Origin of the sequence: Qipengyuania benthica, assembly GCF_030717865.1 — a bacterium.
In the GTDB taxonomy this organism is placed as follows: domain Bacteria; phylum Pseudomonadota; class Alphaproteobacteria; order Sphingomonadales; family Sphingomonadaceae; genus Qipengyuania; species Qipengyuania benthica.
The window spans coordinates 135,767-154,445 of sequence record NZ_JAVAIL010000002.1 but is presented as its reverse complement, the minus strand read 5'-3'; the positions used below and the strand labels follow the sequence as shown (position 1 = coordinate 154,445).

The window sequence follows — 18,679 nt, the reverse complement described above, 5'->3', positions numbered from 1 at the left end:
TAGATGCGATCGCGCGTCGATCAGCGCCCGCGAACCACCAGCTTGACCTTCTGCCCGATCCGTAGCGTGTCGTTTGCATCGAGCGAGTTGAGCACGAGGAAGCGTTCGAGCTGGCCATCGGTGTAGGCCATTCGGTTTGCGAGTGTGCGAATCGTATCCCCGCTGCGGACGGTCGCAATTTCGAGATGGCGGGGGACGACATTGGCGGCTTCCGCCGCGCTGATGCGGCGCATCGAGTTGAACATAGGGGTGAAGGCGCTTGCGCCGCCCGGCTGCGTGATCACCTGGAAGTGATAGGCGCGATCATTGCTGAATTCATAGGCGAAGACCACGACATCGACTTCGCCCTGACCGCTGTTGACCCGCGCGGTCCCATAGGCGGCGGGTAGACCGTTGACCGTCGTGCGCTGGATCGTTTGCGGGCGCAATTGCTGCTGCGCGCCGCCCAGATCCGCGAACACCTTGGCAACGTAGTTCTCGAGATTGCCGCCGTAGGGCGCCAACGTCAGTTGCGCCTTGCCGCTCTGGCCGTTGATGCTGACCGCGCGGGTGCCGTTGATCATGTAAAAGCCCTGCGGCGCGGTGAATGCAAGACGCATGTCGGGATGGATGAACTGCCGTCCCTCGATCACCCCCTGCTCCGGATCGTCGCCGTAGAGCAGCCCGTCGATGCGGGTCAGGAAGGTGTCGCGATTGGTTACACCGGAGGCCCCTTGCGCCATGCTCAGCGCCTCCTGGACCCGGCTGGCGGGATCGGGGTGGGTCGATGCCCATTCGGGCAGTCTGGCGTCGTCGCGGCCCTGCAGCCGCGCATCGAGCGCGTTCTGCGCCGCGAGGCTGGCCAGCACCGTGCCCATCGCGGTGGGATCGTAGCCAGCCTGGTTGAGATAGCGGATCCCGAGCGCATCGGCTTCGAGCTCCTGGCTGCGCGAGAACCTCAAGGTCAGCAATTGCGAACCCTGGAGCGCAGCCTGGCCGATCTGCTGGCCGATTCCGCTGTTGCCCAGAAGGATACCCGAAAGGATCGCCGCGCCTGCGCCGAGCAGGGTGTTCTGCTGCGATCGCGCCTGGCGGCGCTGCGAATGGCGGGCGGCGACATGGCCGACCTCGTGGCCCAGGACCGCGGCGAGCTCCGCCTCATTGTCCATCAGCGTGACCAGCTGACGGGTCGTGTAGACGAAACCGCCCGGAATCGCGAAAGCGTTGTTGACCGGACTGTTGAGCACCGAAACGGTAAAGGATTCGCGCGCGTTGGCCAGCCCCGACTGGACCGCGATGTTCTGCCCCACCTGCTGGACGTATTGCGCCTGCGGCCCCGTCATCGCGCCACCGAATTCGGCGAGCAGCTGCGGATGCGCTTCGGCGCCGGTCTGCGCCTCGCTCTGGGTGATCGGTGCCGAGGCGCCCGGAATGTTGGCCGTTGCGCAACCGCTCAGAGCAAGCGCGAGCGCTGCGGTGGAACTGGCGGCAAGCGCCTTGATGGTCGACATGGATCTCTCCCTGAAACGCGCACACGGGCACAGCTGCCCGCGCATCGGATTACAGGTAGGGAAATCCTGCGATACAGCGGTTGGTTCCCGAAGCCGCCTCGTGCGATCTAGGGCGGCGGGGCTTAGTCCCTAGCCCGCCATCGACAAAAAGCGTTCTTCGCGCATCCGCCTCAGTTCCGCCTCGGGCTTGGCGCCCAGCGTATCGAGTTCGTCCGCCAAAGCCGCGCCGAGCGCTTCGGCTGCAACGCGCGGATCGCGATGCGCGCCGCCGACCGGCTCGGGCACGATCCGGTCGATCACGCCGAGAGCTTCGAGATGCTGCGCGGTGACTTTCATCGCTTCGGCCGCGTCGGGCGCCTTCTCCGCCGTGCGCCACAGGATCGAGGCGCAGCCTTCGGGGGAGATCACCGAATAGACCGCGTGCTGGAACATCAGCACCCGCTCGGCACTGGCCAGCGCAACCGCGCCGCCCGAGCCGCCCTCGCCGACGATCGCGGCAACCATCGGCACTGGCAGCGCGAGGCAGGCCTCGGTCGCGCGGGCGATCGCCTCCGCCTGACCGCGCTCCTCGGCCTCGATCCCCGGGAAGGCGCCCGACGTATCGACCAAGGTCACCACTGGCAGGCCGAAGCGCCCCGCCAGTTCCATCAGCCGGATCGCCTTGCGATAGCCCTCGGGCTTGCCCATGCCGAAATTATGCCTGATGCGGCTGGCGGTATCGTTGCCCTTCTCGTGGCCGATCAGCATGATCTTGCGCCCGTCGAGCTTGGCGAAGCCGCCCAGAATTGCGGAGTCGTCGGCGAAGCTGCGATCGCCGCTTAGAGGGACGAATTCTTCGAAGGCATGCTCGACATAGTCGCGAAAATGGGGGCGCGAAGGGTGGCGCGCGACCTGGGTCTTCTGCCACGGAGTCAGCGCCTGATAGATCCCGCGCAGCAGCTCGGCGCTCTTGCGTTCGAGGCGCGCGAGCTCGGGGCCGATATCGACATCGTCGCCATCGGCGGCGGCGCGCAACTCCGCGATCTGGGTCTCCAGTTCGGCGACCGGCTTTTCGAATTCGAGGTAGGAAATCATCGCTCGCGGGCTAGTCGCTGTTGCGCGGCCGCGCAAGCGGGTGCCGTTCGTTGACCAGTCTCACCAACCGTGCGGCATCGACGTGGGTGTAGATCTGCGTCGTCGCGATATCCGCATGCCCCAGCAACATCTGCAGCGTGCGCAGATCGGCACCGCCTTCGAGCAGATGGGTAGCGAAGGCGTGGCGCAGCACATGCGGGCTGAGTTTCGCCGGATCTAGCCCGGCGCGCACCGCCAGCTGCTTGAGGATCTGGAACAGGCGAACCCTGCTGATATGTCCGGTCCGCGAGGGGAAGAGGAATTTCGCACCCACCTTCGATCCCTCGGCCCCTTCCGGGCGCACAGCGAGCCAACGGCTGAGCGCTGTCCTGGCCCGCCCGCTCACCGGAACCATACGCGCCGCGCCGCCTTTGCCCGTCACGGTCAGGAAAGGTGCATCGCGCGGCACCGCGGAAAGCGGCAGCGAAACCAGTTCGGTAGCGCGCAGACCAGAGCCGTAGAGCATCTCGAGCAACGCCAGCTGCCGCAGAGGCAGCGGCGCATCGGTTGCTGCCTCCAGCTCGGCCCGCGCGAACAGCGCCTCGACCTCGGCATGGGAGAGGATTTTGGGCAGCGGCCGCCGGGCGACCGGACGCGGGAGCGCATGGCTAGGATCGTCGCTGCGGCGCCCTTCTTCGGCGAGGAAGCCGTAGAACTGGCGCAGCGCCGAGGCCTTGCGCGCCAGCGATGAGGGCGCGAGCTGCGCCCATGTGCGACCGAGCTTCTCCAGATCGGAGGCTTGCGCGCCTTCCAGATCGCCCACCAGCTCTTCGGCCTGTTCGAGATCGCGGCGATAGGCCTCGAGCGTGTTGCGCGCCGCGCCGCGCTCGGCGGCGAGCATGGCGAGAAACTCGGCGATTGCGCTCATCGCCGCTCCGTCGGCCCGATCACGCCCGGGCGACCGCCTCGGCCGCGATCATCCGCGCTTCGGCATTCATCCCGACGGCATCGAGCGCGCGGACGATATGATAGAGATGCAGCGCGGTCATCCGCTGCCAGCTCTCACCCTGCATCCCCAGCCCCGCCAGCAAGGCAACCAGCGCCGGATTGTCGGCCTGCGCGGCCTGTGAAATGCGCTCGGTCCAGACGCTCCGGCGAGAGAGATCCACGCCCAGATCCTCGCTGTATCCGGCTATGTCCGAGGGATCGATCCGCCCCAACCCGGCAAGCCCCGCCAGCAGCAGTCGCGATCCGAGCTGGCGGGTACTGCCGTCGTTATCGATGAAACTTCCAAGATCGCCGCCGCTCACTTGGGCCGATGCGCCCGGTGTGGCGACCGCGAGTATGCCCCAGGCCATGCTGCCGTCCTCGACGACCCCGCTCCAGCGCTGCGCATCCCGGTCGAGACCGGCGGCGAGCATGGAGGAAATCAGCGCCGCCGCATCGTCCGCCAACGCTTCGTTGGGGGGCAACCGCGCCGCGGCATAGGCCGTGAGTACATAGGGTCCGAAATCCTCGCCCCGCTCGCCGCTCCAGATATCGCGCATGGCCGCCAGCCTCGCCGCCGGATCGTCATCGACATAGGCGTTGCGCAGTTGCACGGCCGTGGCGCGCGCCTCGATCTCCATGTCGTCCAGAGCGTAAATCTGCGAATAGAGATCAATCAGCGCCTCGGAGGAGAGAATCCCCCTCTCGGCGGCCATTTTCGCCCCCGCCACGCGCTGAGGCAAAGGCAGCATCGGCGCGGTCGCAGTCTGCAGTTCCAGCGCCGGCGAGAGCGTTCCGGCAAGCTCCACGGGAATGTCCACTCCCAGCGCATTGGCCAGCGCGAACCGCCAGGGGGTCACTTCCTCGACATCGTTCCACTCGATATTCACCGCGCGCCGTCCGGCGCCGGCGGCCCCGGCGAAACGCTGCGCCAGCAGCGAATCGATCCGCGGCACCGTGCCCGAATTCATCAGCCGTCGCAGATCGTTGCCGGCGCGGGTTTCCTCGCCGGCATAGGCGTTGCAGATTGCCTGCAGCATCCGCCACTCGCCGCCCTCGCGGGCTTCGCGCGACAGCCGCACCGCGGGGCAGGCGCCAACGATATCGGCAGTGCCGATATAGGCGTCCAGAGCGGCACCGGTGAGATTCTCGTCGTAATCGGCGGTATCGATGTCCTGCACCAGCGCGCGCGCGGCGGTGTGCTCGCCCATGCGGTTGAGCAGACCGGCGCGCAGCGCGGCGAATTCGACCGCGCCCATCCCGGCTGGCGCGGCGAGGCGGCTGGCAAGCGCCCGGCGCAGCAGGATATGGCCCCAGCGCGAAACTAGCTGACCGTCGGTCCCGGTCAGCACCGCGCGCACCAGCGTGGCGGGCTGGTTGGCGAGCGAGGCTACGGGCATTCCGCCTTCCTGCGGGCCGATGATCCCGACCCGCTCGGTCGAGCGGCGGGCGGCGGGCGGGATGTCGAACCGGGGCTTGAGCCCGAGCAGCTCGTCGAGCTCGTCGGTCGACATGTTCTCCAGCTCGCGAAGCGTCGGCAGGTCGGCGAGGTCGGCGGCGGAAGAGCTGGTCGAGGGGGCAGTGGGGAGCGGCTGCACCACTTCGCCCGGACGCCTGACCGGTGTGGGAGCGGCACCCGGCAATGGTGCTGGTGTGGCGGCGGGTCGCGGGCTGGGAGTCGGCGCCGGAGCTGGTGTCGGCGTCGGCGTCGGCGCCTCGAACCCTGGCGGAAGCAGGTCTACGGGCTGCCCCTGCGCCAGCGCCAGGCTCGAGCCCAGCGCCATCGCCGCGACGCCGGCGGCGAGCCAGCCGCGCGTCATCGGACCGCCTGGGGAAGAGGGACGGCCTGCTCGATGGGGCGCATCGCCTCTTCGCCGCCATCGTACCAGGCGAGGATCAGGATCGACAGGAGGATGAACGCGGCGATCATGCCGATACGCTGTCCCTTCATTATCTGTGCTTTAGTCCGTGCAATATGTGCCATGCTTGCCTGCCCGATAGCCCATCTCTAGGCCATGCAGCAATGACCCAGACGGCCCCCAGCCTTACCCAGCAGGATATTGCCCGGATCGCGCGCCGGATCGACCGACCGATCGTGCTCGTCGGCTTGATGGGGGTGGGCAAATCCACCGTCGGGCGGCGGCTCGCCAACCTCATCGGGGTCGATTTCGTCGATGTCGACGATGAGATCGAGCGCGCGGCCGACCGCTCGGTCGCCGAGATTTTCGAGGAGTTCGGCGAACCCTATTTTCGGAATGGCGAGCGGCGGGTGATGGGGCGGCTGATAGGCGAGAAGCAGGGCGTGATCGCCACCGGCGGCGGCGCCTTCGTCGATCCGGAAACCCGCGGGCTGATCCGCGAGAAGGCGATCTCGGTCTGGCTCGACTGCGATATCGAGACGCTGGTCGAACGCACCGCGCGGCGCGATTCTCGCCCGCTGCTGCGCCAGGGCGATCCGCATGCCATACTGCTCGACCTCAAGGAGCGGCGCAGCGGTTCCTACTCGCAGGCCGATTGCCATGTGGTGACAGACGATGGCCCGCACAATGCAACGGCGCTACGCATTCTCGAGGCAATTGATTCATGGCTGTGATCCCGGTGGAACTCGGCGGGCGCTCCTACGAGGTGCATATCGGACCGGGCCTGCTGGCGCGGCTCCCAGCGCTTGCCGGCCCCTTGCTGCGCAAATCCGCGGTGCCGATCGTCGCCGATGCCAATGCGCGGCGGCACTGGGGCGCAACGCTCCAGGAGACGCTCCATTCGAGCGGCAGGACCGCGCAATGGTACGAGGTCGCACCCGGCGAAGGCTCGAAATCCTGGTCCGAACTCGAGCGCCTGACCGACTGGCTGCTGGCGCAGGGCGTCGAACGCGGCGATCATGTGGTCGCGCTCGGCGGCGGCGTCGTCGGCGATCTCGCCGGTTTCGCCTGCGCCATCCTCAAGCGCGGCTGCGGCTTCATCCAGCTACCCACCACCTTGCTGGCGCAGGTCGACAGCTCGGTCGGCGGCAAGACCGCGATCAACACCGCGGCGGGCAAGAACCTCGTCGGTGCTTTCCACCAACCCGCACTGGTGCTCGCCGATCTTGCCACGCTCGCCACGCTGCCCCCGCGCGAATTGCGCGCGGGCTATGCCGAGGTGCTCAAATACGGCGTGCTGGGCGATCGCGGCTTCTTCGACTGGCTGGCCGAAAACGGCAGCAAGGTGCTCGCGATCGAAGAAAAATCGCTCGAACACGCAGTCGCCACCAGCGTCGCCGCCAAGGCGCGGATCGTCGCCGAGGACGAGCGCGAGACCTCCGGTGCGCGGGCGCTGCTCAATCTGGGTCACACGTTCGGTCATGCGCTCGAAGCCGAGGGGGGATTCTCCGACCGGCTGCTGCACGGCGAGGCGGTGGCGCTCGGCATGGTACTCGCGGCGCGCTATTCGGCGCGGCTTGGCCATCTGTCGCTCGCCGATGCCGAACGGGTCACCGCGGCGGTCGATGCCGCAGGCCTGCCCGCAGAGATCGCGGCGCTGGCGCTCGACTGCGACGGCGCGGCGCTGGTCGAACACATGAAGCACGACAAGAAGATGGACGCGGGCACCCTGCCCTTCGTGCTGCTGCGCGGGATCGGAGATGCCTATCTCGACCGCACGGTGGCGCTGGCGGATGTCGCGCTGTTCCTCGACGAACATCTGCACAGGCACTGAGGCCTAGAACAAGCGCGACCCGTTCGGGACCGGCGCATCGGGGGCGAACAGCACTACCTCGCCCGCAGCATCGGCAAAGCCCAGCACCAGCACTTCAGACATCGCCGGCCCAATCTGGCGCGGCGGGAAATTGACCATCGCCGCCACCTGCCGCCCGGGGAGCTCGGCGAGCGTGTAATTGGCCGCGATCTGCGCGCAGCTCTTCCTCGTCCCGATCCCCGTACCGAAATCCACCACAAGCCGATAGGACGGCTTGCGCGCCTCGGGAAAAGCTTCGGCGGAAAGGATCGTGCCCACGCGGACATCGGTTTCGAGAAACCGCTCGAAGGCGATTCGCTCTTGGACCGGGGCACCAGGAGAGTGGGCCAGATGCATTAGGATTTCACCCTCAGGAACATCATCCCGTCCCAACCCTTGCCGCCCACTGTCTGCAGCGCGGTGGCCTCGAGCCGAGCGTGTTGAAATACATGGGCGTACAAGGCTCGCGTTCCGATCGCCGATTCGTCGTTGTCCGCCGGCTCGAGGACGGTCCCCTCACGGACCACATTGTCGACCACGATCAAGGCGCCGGGTCGCGAGAGATGCAGGGCATGGTCGACATAGGCACAATTGTTCGGCTTGTCGGCGTCGATGAAGGTGAGGTCGAACGGTCCGGTCAGACCGGGCAAGTTCGTCAAGGCTTCGCCGATATGCAGCTCGATCCGGTCGGCCAGTCCCGCCGCACGGAAATTCGCCAGAGCGACTTGCGCGAAGGAGGCCTGCGCCTCGAGCGTTACCAACTGCCCGCCTGGCGCCAGACCGCGCGCGAGGTGGATCGTCGAATAACCCCCGAGGGTCCCGATCTCGAGCACGCGCCGAGCGCCGCTCAGCGCGACCAGCATCTGCAGGAAGCGACCCTGCGCCGCGGAGACGGCGATATCGGGCAGGCCGGCGGCCGAACAGCGCTCCAGGCACTCGGCCAGAACCGAATCCTCGGGGAGCAATCGGTCGGCGATAAAACCGTCGACCGCCTGCCAGCCGTCGTCCACCGCCTTCCATCCTGCGACGCCCGACATGGCGGCTACTCCAGTTCGAGGATCACTTCGTCCACCGCCAGGCTGTCACCCTCCCCGGCGTTGATCTTGGCGACGGTCGCTTCCTTCTCGGCGCGCAGGATGTTCTCCATCTTCATCGCCTCGACCGTCGCGAGCGGCTGGCCCGGCTGCACCTTGTCGCCCTGCGCCACATGGAGCTTCACCAGCAGGCCGGGCATCGGGCAGATCAGCAGCTTGGACAAATCCGGCGGGATCTTCTCGATCATGTGATCGGCGAGATGCGCGACGCGGGTCTGGAGAATCCGCATGGTGTGCTTCGCGCCGCGGGTCGTCACCGCATAGCCGCCGCGGGTGGGTGCGAGCTGCAGCGTCAGCCGCTCGTCGTCGATCTCGATCTCGACCACACGCGCGCCCGGCGTGTATTCCATCTCCAGCGCCACCGGTTCGCCATCGACGGTGATCGCGTCTTCCTCGAGCTCGACCGCGTAGTCCTTGCCCGCGATCCGGACCGTCCATTCGCCGGGCGCGTAGGGGGAGCCGTTGAGCTGCTGGTCGATCCTTCCCGCGCGATCGGCATCGGCGGTGGCGATGATCCCGCCCACCGCAGCAAGACCGCGCTTGAGTTCGTCCGAGGTCGCGGCGCCTTCGAAGCCATCGGGATATTCCTCGGCGATGAAGCCGGTGGTCAGTTCGCCGGAGCGGAAGCGCGGATGCTGCATGATCGCGCTGAGGAAATCGACATTGTGCCCCAGCCCCTCGATGCGGAAGGCGTCGAGCGCGCGCACCTGCAGGTCGGCGGCTTCGTCGCGGGTTTCGCCCCAGGTCACCAGCTTGGCGATCATGGGATCGTAGAACATCGAGACCTCGCCGCCTTCGAAAACCCCGTCGTCGACACGGACGCCGGCGACACCGCGGCGGCCGTTGGCGGCGCCGTCGTCGCTCCAGGGTTCGACCGGGGGCTGGTAGTGCACCAGTCTGCCGATCGAGGGAAGGAAGCCGCGATAGGGATCCTCGGCATAGACGCGGTTCTCGATCGCCCAGCCCTCGATGCCGACATCGTCCTGCGCCATCGCCAGCTTTTCGCCCGCGGCGACGCGGATCATCTGCTCGACCAGATCGATCCCGGTGATCGCCTCGGTCACCGGGTGCTCGACCTGCAGCCTTGTGTTCATCTCGAGAAAATAGAAGCTCTCGCCCGTCGGGTCGGCGCCGCTGACGATGAGCTCGACCGTGCCCGCCGAATGGTAGTCCACCGCCCGCGCCAGCGCGACGCTCTGCTCGCCCATCGCCTGGCGCATCTTCGGGGTCACGAAGGGCGACGGCGCTTCCTCGACCACCTTCTGGTGGCGGCGCTGGATCGAGCATTCGCGTTCGTTGAGATAGAGAATGGTGCCGTGCTTGTCGCCGAGGATCTGGATCTCGATATGGCGCGGATCCTCGATGAATTTCTCGATGAAGACCCGCTCGTCGCCGAAGCTGTTGAGTCCCTCGCGCTGCGTCGCCTCGAAGCCTTCCTCGACATCCTTGTCGTTCCAGGCGAGCCGCATCCCCTTGCCGCCGCCGCCCGCGCTGGCCTTCATCATCACCGGATAGCCGATCCGGTTGGCCCATTCGAGCGCCTCGGCGGTGTCGGCGATCGCGCCTTCGGAGCCGGGCACGGTGTTGACCCCGGCGGCGCGCGCCAGCTTCTTGCTCTCGATCTTGTCGCCCATCGCCGCGATCGCGCCAGCGGGGGGGCCGATGAACGCGATCCCGGCGGCATCTAGCGCCTCGACGAAACTCGCGCGCTCGGAGAGAAACCCATACCCCGGATGCACCGCATCGGCGCCGGTAGCCTTGCAGACCTCGATGATCTTCTCGGCGAGCAGATAGCTCTCGGAGGCCGGCGCGGGCCCGATCCGCACCGCCTCGTCCGCCATACGGACGAAGGGCGCGCGTGCGTCGGCATCGGAATAGACCGCCACCGTGGCGATGCCCATCCGCCGTGCGGTTTTGATCACGCGGCAAGCGATCTCGCCACGATTGGCGATGAGGATTTTCTTGAACACAGCTATTTCTCCGCTCCGGCCTTGGCTTCGCCGGACACCTGATTGGTAAGCAATTCCCGCATGCGCTGGGTGCGGGCGCGGGTCAATTCGGTCTTGCAGCCGGATACGAGCATCGGCTCCAGCGAACCGCCGCGAGCATCATAGCCGACGAGACGGCAATGCGCATCGCGATAGCCGAGCCAGGCGCGCTGCGCCTCGAGCAGACTCGCCCAATGGCCCGGTCGGCCGTCGGCGCGGGAATGCTCATCGGCGCGCTTGGCAACGATACGCAACTCGCGCCAGACCCGGTTGAGTTCGGCATCGGCGCGGGCATAGTCCTGCACGGCGCAGATATTCATCGCAGCCTGAGTGAGGGGTTCGGCGCAATCCGCGGCTTCCCGCGCCGGGATCGCGACCTGCGGCGCCAGCGCCGTGGCAAGCGCCGTCGCGAGCGACAGCGCGATCATGCCGCCCGCTCGCAATTGCCGCATCGATTTCTCGCTCGCATCACGTCCCCGTCCCCAGACCTCGGCGGGTCGCATAGCCGATTAGCGCCGCCGCGTAAGCCCCTGCGCCGCGCCGATCGCCTTCGCCCGCCACCAGGGAGCGCACTGCGCGCTCCAGCATCGCCACATTTGCATCCGACAAGGCACCGAGCGGTTCCACATAGACGCCGATGGTGAAAAGGATCGCGCCGGTTTCGGGCAAACGCCGCAGCGTCTGGCGTTCGGAGCGGACGAACAGCGTCTCGCCCGCGTTCTCGGCATCGACACGCGCGAAGGCGCGCTCGGGCGCTTCTGCCACCCAGCGCCGCGCTCGGGTGGGCGCAATGAACCAGTTGCAGCGGCCGAAGATCTTGCCCGCTTCGAGCCGTTCCATGAAGTGGTCCACTCCGCTGGCAAGCTGCTCGGCATAGCCGTGGATCGGCGCATGCAGCGCGGTCAGCGAGAGGCCCAGCTTTTGCGCAGGCCGCCAGTCCGAGGGCCAAGCCACCGCCGCACCGACGAGGCGATAGACGTCTTCGCCCTCGCGCCTTGTGAGCAGGCACATGTCTTCGTGATGCGCGGCTGCGGCCTCGGACAAGCTGCCGGCGAGCCCGAGCATTGCCGCCAGTTCTAGCCCGGGTGCTTCTGCCTCGGGCGCAAGCTGGATGCCTTCGGGGTAGTCCGCGAACCCCTCGGCCCGCGCAACGCGATCGGGGTCGGGCTGCAGCCACTCGCGCTCGTCGACCCTCGCCAGGCCCATTTGGAGCTGCCCGCCGCCGCGCGCTTTGGGGAGCAGTTGATCGACGGAGAAGCCTAGAGACAAATCCCACCGTCACCCCGGACTTGATCCGGGGTCCAGCTTGCTTCGAGCGCCGCGCCCGAAGGCAGCTGGACCCCGGCTCGGGGGCCAGGGTGACGGGGCTGACAGGTGGTCACTCGGCCGGCTCGCTGACCTTACACGCCCGCATCGGCTCTTCGCCCTGCAGCGGCGTGAGCCCCAGCTTGGCGAACAGAGCGCCATCGCTCTCGTCGCCGGCATTGGCGGCGGTGAGCAGCTTGTCGCCGGTGAAGATCGAATTCGCTCCGGCGAGGAAGCACAGCGCCTGCGTCGCCTCGCTCATGCTTTCACGCCCGGCGGACAGCCGCACCATGCTCAGCGGCATGCAGATCCGCGCCACCGCGACGGTGCGGACGAATTCGATATCGTCGATCTTGGCCAGCGGCGTGTCGGCGAGCATGTCGCCCAGCACCGTGCCCTTGACCGGGACCAGCGCGTTGACCGGCACGCTCTCGGGGTGGCGCTCGAGCGTTGCGAGCGTGTGGACGAAGCCGACCCGGTCGGCGCGCGTCTCGCCCATCCCGACGATCCCGCCCGAACAGACGTTGATCCCCGCCTCACGAACGTTCTGAAGCGTGTCGAGCCGGTCCTCGTATTTGCGGCTGGTGATCACGCGCTCGTAATATTCGGGCCCGGTGTCGATATTATGGTTGTAGTAATCGAGCCCCGCCTCCTTGAGCATGTCGGCCTGGCGCGGCGTCAGCATCCCCAGCGTCATGCAGGTCTCGAGCCCCATCGCGCGCACGCCCTTCACGATCTCCACGATCGCGGGCATGTCGCGGTCCTTGGGGTTGCGCCAGGCGGCGCCCATGCAGAAGCGCTGGCTGCCATGGTCCTTGGCCTGCGCCGCGGATTGCAGCACGGCTTGCACATCCATCAGCTTGGTCGCCGCAACGCCGCTGTCGGCCTTCACCGATTGCGAGCAATAGCCGCAATCCTCCGGGCACCCGCCGGTCTTGATGCTCAGCAGCGTGCAGAGCTGGACCTGCTCGGGCGGATGGTTCGCGCGGTGGACGCTCGCCGCCTGGAACAGCAATTCGGTGAAGGGCAGCTCGAACAGCGCGGCGATCTCGTCGCGGGTCCAGTCGGTGCGGATTTGGGAGGGGTTGGGGGTCACTTAATTGTCCTGAGTTTGCGTTGGATTATTTTGATCTAATGACGAGTGGCTCAGGTGTCGGTCTGGCCGCGCATCAACTTCTCCATTCCCGTCATGCTGAACTTGTTTCAGCATCCATTCTTCCTCATTAGCAGCTGTGCGTGGGGTGAAATGGACCCTGAAACAAGTTCAGGGTGACGGGGTACAAGACAAGCCCCCTCCTTCGTCATTGCGAGGAGCCCCGCTACGCTCGCAAAGACGAGTTTCGGAAGCCGCCCTCACTCCGCCGCCTCGTCCAGATCCTCCCCAGCCGGCGGCATATTGTGCCCCAGCAGCCGCAGCACGTCCGCAGCGCACTCCACAACATTCGAGCCCGGCCCGTAGATGCCCTGCACCCCCGCATCGCGCAGGTACTCATAATCCTTCTGCGGGATCACCCCGCCGGCGATCACCTTGATGTCGGGGCGGCCCGCTTCCTTCAGCAGGCCGATCAGCTCGGGGATCAGCGTCTTGTGCCCCGCCGCGAGGCTGCTGGCGCCGATCGCGTCGACCTCTTTCTCCAGCGCCATCGCCAGCGTTTCCTTGGGCGTCTGGAACAGCGGTCCCGAGACCACCTCGAAGCCCATGTCGGCAAAGGCGGATGCGATGACATTGGCGCCGCGGTCGTGGCCGTCCTGGCCCATCTTGGCGACCATCAGCCGCGGCGCATGGCCAAGCCGCCGCTCGACCGCCTTCACGCCCTCGACCACCTGCGTGTAGCGATCGTCGCCGGCATAGGCTTCGGTGTAGACCCCGCGCACCGGCACCGGAAGCGTGTCATAGCGGCCATAGGCGTCTTCCATCGCCTGGCTGATCTCCCCCAGCGTCGCATCGTGGCGCGCCGCCTCGACCGCGAGCTCGAGCAGATTGCCCTCGCGCTGCGCCGCGCCGCGCGCCAGCGCGTCCAGCGCCGCCTTGCAACTCATGTCGTCGCGGGTGGCGCGGACCTTTTCCAGCCTTGCGATCTGGCTCGTGCGCACCGCGTGGTTGTCGATATCGAGCGTGTCGATCTCGTCCTCGGTCTCGCGGCGGTACTTGTTGACCCCGACCACCACCGTCTCGCCGCGATCGACGCTCGCCTGCTTGACCGCGGCGGCACGCTCGATCGCCGCCTTGGGCTTGCCGCTGGCGACGTAGCGGGTCATCCCGCCGGCCTCTTCGACCTCGGCCAGCAGAGTGCGCGCCTGTTCGATCAGCGCGGCGGTCAGGCTTTCGATGTAATAGCTGCCCCCCAGCGGATCGGCGACATTGGTGATGCCGCTTTCCTCCTGGATCACCAGTTGGGTGTTGCGCGCGATCCGGGCCGAAAAATCGGTCGGCAGCGCGATCGCCTCGTCGAGCGCATTGGTATGGAGCGACTGCGTCCCCCCCAGCACCGCCGCCATCGCCTCCATCGTGGTGCGAATGACGTTGTTGTAGGGGTCCTGCTCCTGCAGGCTGACCCCGCTGGTCTGGCAATGGGTGCGCAGCATCTTGGACTTTTCGGACTGCGCGCCGAGCCCTTCCATCACCTCGTGCCACAAAGCGCGCGCGGCGCGCATCTTGGCGATCTCCATGAAGAAGTTCATGCCGATGCCCCAGAAGAAGGACAGGCGCGGCGCGAAGGCATCGATGTCGAGCCCCGCTTCCATCGCGCGCTTTGCATATTCCTTGCCGTCGGCGATGGTGAAGGCCAACTCCTGCACCGCGGTCGCCCCGGCCTCGTGCATGTGATAGCCCGAAATCGAAATGCTGTTGAATTTCGGCATGTTGGCCGAGGTATATGCGATGATGTCGGAGACGATCCGCATGCTCGGCTCGGGCGGATAGATATAGGTGTTGCGGACCATGAACTCCTTGAGAATGTCGTTCTGGATGGTCCCCGAAAGCTTGGCCTGCGGCACGCCCTGACGCTCGCCCGCGACGATGTAGAACGCCATGATCGGGATCACGGCGCCGTTCATCGTCATCGAGACGCTCATTTCGTCGAGCGGGATGGAATCGAACAGGATCTCCATGTCGCGCACGGTGTCGATCGCGACCCCGGCCTTGCCGACGTCGCCGACCACGCGCGGGTGATCGGAATCATAGCCGCGGTGGGTGGCGAGATCGAAAGCGACCGACAGCCCCTTCTGGCCCGCGGCGAGATTGCGGCGGTAGAAGGCGTTGGATTCCTCGGCGGTGGAGAAGCCGGCATATTGCCGGATGGTCCAGGGGCGCCCGGTGTACATGCTCGCATAAGGCCCGCGGGTGTAGGGCGCGATGCCGGGGACGCCGGGATCGAGCGCGCTGCCCTCGGCGCCGACATCGGCCGAGGTGTAGAGCGGCTTGATCGCGATGCCCTCGGGCGTGTGCCATGTGAGGTCGCGGCCCTTCACTTCCTTGTCGGCGAGGGTCTTCCAGTCGTCGTAGTTGGGTCTATCGGTCATGGGAGACGCCTAGCGCCCCGATCCGCGCTTGCCAATCAGGCGGAAGCGGTCGGCCGTGCGGAAACGCGTGCGTGCCACTCACGGAGGCTGGCACAGTCTTCGGGAATTTCCAGCCCGACGAACAGTGCGAAATCCAACGTCGTCAGCAGCAGAATATCGGCCGCCGAGAATGCGCTGCCTGCAAGAAATTCGCGCTCGTCGAGCGAGCTATCGAAGAACCGCATCGCCTCTTCCACGCGTGGCCGATTGGCTTCACCCCATTCGGCGTTGCGACCCGGCAGCGCGGCGGTGAAGCGATGGGTGTGCACCCAGACCGCGCCGACCGGAAGCATCAGGATCATCTCGACCCGCCGGTTCCACATCTCGATTTCGGCGATCTCGGGCGGGGTGCTGCCGAACAGCGGTGGCTCGGGGTTGAGCGCCTCGAGATAGCGCATGATGGCGACGCTTTCGGCGATGACGGTGCCGTCGTCCAGCTCGAGGATCGGCGTCTGCCCCCGCGGGTTCTTCGCAACGAACTCGGGCGCCTTCTGCTCGCGCTGCGGGATCGAGACTTCCTGCGATGGCAGCTCGATCCCCTTCTCGGCGGCGAAGATTCGCACCCGGCGCGGGTTGGGTGCGGGGTTCGGGCTGTCGTAGAATAGCATGGTCGTCCTCTCTCCCGTCCCGGTCAGTTCGACCAGTGCGAATCGCCCTTGGGCGTCTCCATGATCTCGGTCAGCTGTCCCATCATGTCCTTGGGGTGGAGGAAGAAGATCGGCGTCCCATGCGCTCCGATGCGTGTGGGGCCGAGGATACGCTTGCCCAGTTCCTCGAACCATTTGCGCGCGTCTTCGATATCCTCGACCTCGTAGCAGACATGATGCTGGGCGCCGGCGGGGTTCTGCTGGATGAACTTGGCGATGGGGCTGTCCGGACCGAGCGGCTCGATCAGCTCGATCTGGGTGCCGTGGGTACCGTTTTCGCCTGGCGTATCGACGAAGCAGACCTTCACCCCCTGCTCTTCGAGATCGAAGGGTTCGTGAGACGAGGTCGCGCCCATGACATCCCGGTAATAGCGGATCGATTCCTCAATCGAAGGCGTCGCGACGCCGATATGGTTGAGACGGCCAAGTTTCATCATCATCCTCCAAGCAATCCAGAAATAGTCTCACTTCCATCGTGGAGTGCACTCGCTGCACCATAAGCCTGAAGCACCCAACCAGTGTCTTCAGAAGCTCCTTTAGCGAAATTGAAGGCCTTCACCGCTTTTCCCATGAATGCCTTTGTTTTCATCAGCATAGCAGTGATTAGCTCATCGCCGTTGGAGACTTCTGGAATTGCACCCTGCAAAGCAAGATATGCATGCAGCACGTCTTTGAGGCCATCAATGACGTAGCCCGCACCAAACCAACTCAAACGATCCAATCGAAATTCGAAGGACTGCAGGCCCTCGATGAGAGCTTGCCGAATAAAATCCGTGTCCTGATCCTGCTGCTGGTGTAGCCAGCCAATCAGTGCACGCACATCTGCGAGCAATTCATCCCGCTGCTCTGGAATCAAGTGTTCATACGAAATGTTCTCTCGAACCTGAGACGAGAGCATCTTAAGAATGGTGATATTTTGCCCACCCAATGAGCTCTTCGCTTGGGCGATCTTTTGATTAACAATTTGCTTTTGATTTAAGTACGTCTTCATCCGGTGAATGCTGCGAACTGAATCTGTTTTCACGTCCTCGTCAAGCGGGAGACGCCTGATCTCCACTTCGACAATTTCGCAGCGCCTAATCAACTCAAAAAGAACGAGGAAAAACTCGGATGACCACCCATCGACACGAGCCAACCCTGCTATAGCAGTATCTACGGAAGCATTCGGATCTGGATGGTTGGTCAGTTGCTCAAGCGTGGAGGCAAGTTCGCGCGCGGGGTCAGTTCTAGCCAATTATCTTTCCTCACAGCGGGATGTTGTCGTGCTTCTTCCACGGGTTCTCGAGCACCTTACCACGCAGCTTTCTAAGCCCCAGCGCGATCCGCCTGCGCGTGGCGCGCGGGTGTATCACCTCGTCGATATAGCCGCGGCTCGCCGCCACGAAGGGGTTGGCGAACCGGTCCTCGTATTCCTTGGTCTTGTCGGCGATCTTCTCGGGATTGTCGCGGTCCTGGCGGAAGATGATCTCGACCGCGCCCTTGGCGCCCATCACCGCGATCTCGGCGGTGGGCCAGGCGTAGTTGAAATCGCCGCGCAGATGCTTGGACGCCATGACGTCATAGGCGCCGCCATAGGCCTTGCGGGTGATCACGGTGATCTTGGGTACGGTTGCCTCGGCGTAGGCGAACAACAGCTTGGCGCCGTGCTTGATGATGCCATTGTGCTCCTGCGCGGTGCCGGGAAGGAAGCCAGGGACATCGACGAAGGTGACGATCGGGATGTCGAAGGCGTCGCAGAAACGCACAAAGCGCGCGGCCTTCTTGCTGGAGTTGATGTCGAGCACGCCTGCCAGCACCATCGGCTGGTTGGCGACCACGCCCACCGTGCGCCCCTCGACCCGCCCGAAGCCGCACAATATATTGCCCGCATGCGCCGGCTGGATCTCGAAGAAATCGCCTTCGTCCAGCACCTTGGCGATGATTTCGTGCATGTCGTAGGGCTGGTTGGCGTTGTCGGGGATCAGCGTGTCGAGGCTGGGCTCCTCGCGGTCCCAGGCGTCGGCGGTGGGGCGCTCGGGCACTTCGAGCCTATTGGAGAGCGGCAGGAAATCGAAGAAGTCGCGCGTTGCGAGCAGCGTCTCGATATCGTTCTCGAAGGCAAGATCGGCGACGCTGGTCTTGGTGGTGTGCGTCACCGCCCCGCCCAGTTCCTCCTGCGTCACCACCTCGTTGGTCACCGTCTTGACCACCTCGGGCCCGGTGACGAACATGTAGGAGCTGTCCTTCACCATGAAGATGAAGTCGGTCATCGCCGGCGAATAAACCGCCCCGCCCGCGCACGGCCCCATGATCAGGCTGATCTGCGGCACGACGCCGCTGGCGAGCACGTTGCGCTGGAACACCTCGGCATAGCCCCCGAGCGACGCCACACCTTCCTGGATGCGCGCGCCGCCGCTGTCGTTGATGCCGATCACAGGCGCGCCGACTTTCAGCGCCATATCCATCACCTTGCAGATCTTTTCCGCATGGCGTTTGCTAAGAGAGCCTCCGAAGACGGTGAAATCCTGAGAGAAAACGAACACCAGACGGCCGTTGATCGTCCCCGATCCGGTGACCACGCCATCGCCGGGGATTTTCTGGTCCTGCATCCCGAAATCGGTGCAGTCGTGTTCGACATAGGTGTCGACTTCTTCGAAACTGTCCTCATCGAGCAGCACCTCGAGCCGTTCGCGCGCGGTCAGCTTGCCCTTTGCGTGCTGCGCGTCGATGCGCTTCTGGCCCCCGCCCAGGTGGGCAGCGTCGCGGCGACGTTCCATTTCGGCGATATTGGCGGACATTGAATTCCCCTGAAAACTCGTACCCCGAGCGGTTAGCCAGCGCAGCCGCTTCGCACAATACCGCGG

The 18,679-nt window shown here is 65.6% G+C and carries 18 protein-coding genes; 2 read left to right on the top strand and 16 right to left on the bottom strand.

Annotation, left to right across the window (positions count from 1 at the left end; genetic code table 11):
• Positions 1-20: 20 nt before the first annotated feature.
• The 5 genes from Q9K01_RS06030 to Q9K01_RS06010 form a co-directional block, all read right to left on the bottom strand.
• Positions 21-1,490 (bottom strand): M48 family metalloprotease, encoded by a 1,470-nt coding sequence (locus Q9K01_RS06030; protein ID WP_305929318.1) that lies wholly within the window; start codon positions 1,488-1,490, stop codon positions 21-23.
• Between the two features lie 129 nt (positions 1,491-1,619).
• Positions 1,620-2,564, bottom strand: a complete 945-nt coding sequence (locus Q9K01_RS06025) for an acetyl-CoA carboxylase carboxyltransferase subunit alpha (RefSeq protein ID WP_305929317.1) — start codon at positions 2,562-2,564, stop codon at positions 1,620-1,622.
• A gap of 10 nt (positions 2,565-2,574) precedes the next feature.
• Complete coding sequence (locus Q9K01_RS06020; RefSeq protein WP_305929316.1) at positions 2,575-3,471, bottom strand: tyrosine recombinase; 897 nt, start codon at positions 3,469-3,471, stop codon at positions 2,575-2,577.
• Positions 3,472-3,490: 19 nt separating this feature from the next.
• Positions 3,491-5,350, bottom strand: a complete 1,860-nt coding sequence (locus Q9K01_RS06015) for a hypothetical protein (protein ID WP_305929315.1) — start codon at positions 5,348-5,350, stop codon at positions 3,491-3,493.
• Positions 5,347-5,481 (bottom strand): hypothetical protein, encoded by a 135-nt coding sequence (locus Q9K01_RS06010; RefSeq protein WP_305929314.1) that lies wholly within the window; start codon positions 5,479-5,481, stop codon positions 5,347-5,349. The genes Q9K01_RS06015 and Q9K01_RS06010 overlap by 4 nt, the downstream gene beginning before the upstream one ends.
• A 72-nt stretch (positions 5,482-5,553) precedes the next feature.
• Here Q9K01_RS06010 and Q9K01_RS06005 point away from each other — a divergent pair, with 72 nt between their 5' ends.
• Together Q9K01_RS06005 and aroB are read left to right on the top strand one after the other, a co-directional pair.
• On the top strand, positions 5,554-6,123 hold the full coding sequence (locus Q9K01_RS06005; RefSeq protein WP_305929313.1) for a shikimate kinase: 570 nt from the start codon (positions 5,554-5,556) through the stop codon (positions 6,121-6,123).
• Positions 6,114-7,223, top strand: a complete 1,110-nt coding sequence (gene aroB, locus Q9K01_RS06000; protein WP_305929312.1) for a 3-dehydroquinate synthase — start codon at positions 6,114-6,116, stop codon at positions 7,221-7,223. The genes Q9K01_RS06005 and aroB overlap by 10 nt, the downstream gene beginning before the upstream one ends.
• 3 nt (positions 7,224-7,226) lie before the next feature.
• On the opposite strand, the gene Q9K01_RS05995 is transcribed toward aroB, so the two are convergent.
• The 11 genes from Q9K01_RS05995 to Q9K01_RS05945 form a co-directional block, all read right to left on the bottom strand.
• A complete protein-coding gene (locus Q9K01_RS05995; protein WP_305929311.1) occupies positions 7,227-7,598 on the bottom strand; it encodes a tRNA-binding protein in 372 nt (123 codons plus the stop codon).
• Positions 7,598-8,278: an O-methyltransferase gene (locus Q9K01_RS05990; RefSeq protein ID WP_305929310.1), complete on the bottom strand. Its 681-nt coding sequence runs from the start codon at positions 8,276-8,278 to the stop codon at positions 7,598-7,600. The genes Q9K01_RS05995 and Q9K01_RS05990 overlap by 1 nt, the downstream gene beginning before the upstream one ends.
• 5 nt (positions 8,279-8,283) lie before the next feature.
• Entirely contained in the window at positions 8,284-10,305 is a 2,022-nt protein-coding gene (locus Q9K01_RS05985) for an acetyl-CoA carboxylase biotin carboxylase subunit (protein ID WP_305929309.1), read from the bottom strand.
• A gap of 2 nt (positions 10,306-10,307) precedes the next feature.
• The gene (locus Q9K01_RS05980; RefSeq protein WP_305929308.1) at positions 10,308-10,775 is read right to left on the bottom strand and encodes a lysozyme inhibitor LprI family protein; all 468 of its coding nucleotides are present in this window, start codon (positions 10,773-10,775) and stop codon (positions 10,308-10,310) included.
• Positions 10,776-10,791: 16 nt separating this feature from the next.
• A complete protein-coding gene (locus Q9K01_RS05975; protein ID WP_340324260.1) occupies positions 10,792-11,529 on the bottom strand; it encodes a heme-dependent oxidative N-demethylase family protein in 738 nt (245 codons plus the stop codon).
• Between the two features lie 172 nt (positions 11,530-11,701).
• Entirely contained in the window at positions 11,702-12,724 is a 1,023-nt protein-coding gene (bioB, locus tag Q9K01_RS05970) for a biotin synthase BioB (RefSeq protein WP_305929306.1), read from the bottom strand.
• A 257-nt stretch (positions 12,725-12,981) separates the two neighbouring features.
• Positions 12,982-15,150: a methylmalonyl-CoA mutase gene (gene scpA / locus Q9K01_RS05965; RefSeq protein WP_305929305.1), complete on the bottom strand. Its 2,169-nt coding sequence runs from the start codon at positions 15,148-15,150 to the stop codon at positions 12,982-12,984.
• A 35-nt stretch (positions 15,151-15,185) separates the two neighbouring features.
• Complete coding sequence (locus Q9K01_RS05960; protein ID WP_305929304.1) at positions 15,186-15,797, bottom strand: glutathione S-transferase family protein; 612 nt, start codon at positions 15,795-15,797, stop codon at positions 15,186-15,188.
• A 23-nt stretch (positions 15,798-15,820) separates the two neighbouring features.
• Complete coding sequence (gene mce / locus Q9K01_RS05955; protein WP_305929883.1) at positions 15,821-16,270, bottom strand: methylmalonyl-CoA epimerase; 450 nt, start codon at positions 16,268-16,270, stop codon at positions 15,821-15,823.
• Positions 16,271-16,272: 2 nt separating this feature from the next.
• Positions 16,273-17,070 (bottom strand): hypothetical protein, encoded by a 798-nt coding sequence (locus tag Q9K01_RS05950; RefSeq protein ID WP_305929303.1) that lies wholly within the window; start codon positions 17,068-17,070, stop codon positions 16,273-16,275.
• Positions 17,071-17,080: 10 nt separating this feature from the next.
• Positions 17,081-18,613, bottom strand: a complete 1,533-nt coding sequence (locus tag Q9K01_RS05945; RefSeq protein ID WP_305929302.1) for an acyl-CoA carboxylase subunit beta — start codon at positions 18,611-18,613, stop codon at positions 17,081-17,083.
• Between the last annotated feature and the right edge of the window lie 66 nt (positions 18,614-18,679).